We start from the raw sequence: 2,673 nt of genomic DNA, 5'->3' as shown, positions 1-2,673 counted from the left end.
GGAGCCAGGGGGAGAAAAGAACTTGATTCTCTGACGATAAATCCCGCAAAGTTTCTTTGGTGGACTTATATCTTGTACCAAGCGACTAGAAGTCGCGGCTACACAGACAAAACCTGCCTCCGCAGGTTGAAAAGCCTTGATTTTGCGTTAGTCCGCGTAGGCGGACTTCGTTTGTATAGCCGCGATTTCTAATCGCTAGGGCTAGGTGCAAGATGTGAGTGGACTAATAGTTTAAACTATTGAAAAATCCAAAATTGATTGACTCTGTGCTTACTCAGTTAACGACTATCAATGCCCTGAAACAGCCCACTAGTTCTGCTTGGGTTGAACAAGCGATCGCTAATTTAGATATCATCTTACTCGACCACTCCCACTGTGAACGCAAAGCAGCAGGTGTGGCCTTGAACATGATGTTTCGCTACCCTTCCAACACTAAAATGGTACGGGAGCTAACTGCGATCGCCCGCGAAGAACTAGAACACTTTGAGCTAGTTAACCAATGGTTAGAACGCCGGAATATCTCCCTAGCTCCCCTACCACCGCCTCCATACGGCGCAGGTTTAAAATCTCAAGTACGCTCAAAAGAACCTGAGCGATTTCTGGATTCCTTACTAGTCACTGGTTTAATTGAAGCTCGCTCTCACGAACGCTTGGGACTATTAGCTGCTCACTGTCCAGAGCCAGAGTTAGCAAAATTTTATCGTGGGCTAATGGCATCCGAAGCGCGTCACTACGGTATATATTGGGTTTTAGCTGCTACTTATTTCGACAAAGAAATTGTCATGCAGCGGCTTGATGAATTAGCAATTGTCGAAAGCGAGTTGCTGGCGACTTTGCACCCAGAACCTAGAATTCACAGTTAGTAGAGTAACCCAACAGATATGAAGCTTCAGCTAACACACCTGAGACTGCTTGTCTCCAACTACAAAGATTCTTTTGTGTTCTACCGGGATCTGCTGAAATTTGATGTCGATTGGGGCGATGAAGATAGCGGATATGCTGAGTTTAATACCGGATATCTCAAGCTGGGTTTACTCAAACAAGAATTAATGGCTGAGGTAGTCCCAAGAATTGAACAGCCTTCATACATTGTCAATCGAGATAAGGTTGTTCTGATTTTGGCAGTCGATAACGTGGATGAGGTCTATGAGCAAGTAAAGGATCAAAATGCGCTCGTTGTGAGTCAACCACAAGATCGCCCAAGCTGGGGAATCCGCACAGCTCATTTGCGCGATCCTGATGGCAATCTGATCGAAATCTACAATAATCTAGGAATTATCAGTTAAAAGTTCGCTGTCAACAAGGTTATAAAGTAATTAATCATGAATTAGCATGATGCAGAAATGGCTTTCTATTGTTGGCATTGGGGAAGATGGATTACAGGGGTTAAGCGCGATCGCTCGTTCTTTAGTCGATCGAGCTAAAGTAATTGTGGGAGGCGATCGCCATTTAGCAATGCTCCCTACAGACGATCGACGTGAGAAACTAGTCTGGACATCTCCCATTAGCACTTCTGTAGACGAAATCATCCAGCGTCGGGGTCAGTCAATCTGCGCACTCGCAAGCGGCGATCCGATGTGTTACGGCATTGGTGTCACCTTGATACGGCGAATTCCCGTCTCTGAAATGACGATTATCCCCGCACCTTCAGCCTTCAGTCTCGCCTGTGCCAGGGTGGGATGGTCTTTAACTGAGGTAGAAACTTTAAGTTTGAATAGTCGTCCATCTTCCCTACTCCAGTCCTACATTTATCCGGGAGCGCGGCTGTTGATTTTGAGTGAGGGGAAAGACACACCAGCGATCGTTGCTCAAATTTTGACAAATCGCGGCTATGGTGGCAGTAAAATCACCGTATTGGAGCGTATGGGCGGCGTTCATGAAAGAATTGTGGAAGGTACGGCTGCATCCTGGAGTGAAACTGAAGTTGCAGTGTTGAATGCGATCGCAGTTAATTGTATTGCTGATGCTGGGGTTATCCCATTACCAAGATTACCAGGATTACCAGATAACGCCTACCACCACGATGGACAGTTAACGAAGCGTGAAGTTAGGGCAATCACCCTTGCAGCTTTAGCACCGACACCAGGAGAATTATTGTGGGATGTGGGCGCGGGTTGCGGCTCAATATCAATTGAATGGATGCGGAGTAATGCGCGATGTCGAGCGATCGCGATCGAACAAAACTCGTCTAGACTACTGTATATTGCCGATAATGCCGCGACTCTTGGTACTCCAAATCTGCAAATCATTGAAGGTAAAGCGCCCCATGTTCTGAAAGACTTGCCTACACCAGATGCGATTTTTATTGGTGGTGGGGTGACAGCAACGGGACTTTTTGATGTTTGCTGGGAAGCACTGCGATCGGGTGGACGTTTAGTAGCAAATGTTGTCACGGTAGAGGGTGAGCAAACTTTATTTCAATGGCATGAACGAGTCGGTGGCAATTTAACTCGTATTGCCATTCAGCGTGCGGAACCTATTGGTAAATTTTTAGGTTGGCGAGCAATGGCGGCTGTGACGCAATGGGTAGTAGTAAAGTCTTAAAAATTGCATAGTTAAAGTTATAAGTGCGTAGACGCTTCTACTGTTGGAGACGCTACGCGAACGTCTTGTCGCAGACATCGCTTTGGTAATTTTGTTATAACTTACGTAAATTCTTGCCTTGTTATACGC

The 2,673-nt window shown here is 46.1% G+C and carries 4 protein-coding genes; all 4 read left to right on the top strand.

Features of this window, described 5'->3' with window-relative positions; all coding sequences use genetic code 11:
- Positions 1 to 192 (top strand): hypothetical protein (locus IQ229_RS24370; RefSeq protein WP_228013675.1); only part of this gene is annotated, 192 nt, incomplete at its 5' end.
- A gap of 74 nt (positions 193 to 266) precedes the next feature.
- On the top strand, positions 267 to 863 hold the full coding sequence (gene miaE, locus IQ229_RS23250; RefSeq protein WP_194047814.1) for a tRNA-(ms[2]io[6]A)-hydroxylase: 597 nt from the start codon (positions 267 to 269) through the stop codon (positions 861 to 863).
- A gap of 18 nt (positions 864 to 881) precedes the next feature.
- The gene (locus tag IQ229_RS23245; protein ID WP_194047812.1) at positions 882 to 1,286 is read left to right on the top strand and encodes a VOC family protein; all 405 of its coding nucleotides are present in this window, start codon (positions 882 to 884) and stop codon (positions 1,284 to 1,286) included.
- A gap of 46 nt (positions 1,287 to 1,332) precedes the next feature.
- Complete coding sequence (gene cbiE, locus IQ229_RS23240) at positions 1,333 to 2,544, top strand: precorrin-6y C5,15-methyltransferase (decarboxylating) subunit CbiE (RefSeq protein ID WP_194047810.1); 1,212 nt, start codon at positions 1,333 to 1,335, stop codon at positions 2,542 to 2,544.
- Positions 2,545 to 2,673 lie beyond the last annotated feature (129 nt).

Origin of the sequence: Nostoc cf. edaphicum LEGE 07299 (assembly GCF_015207245.1) — a bacterium.
GTDB lineage: Bacteria > Cyanobacteriota > Cyanobacteriia > Cyanobacteriales > Nostocaceae > Nostoc > Nostoc edaphicum_B.
This window is presented reverse-complemented; position numbering and strand designations above follow the sequence as displayed.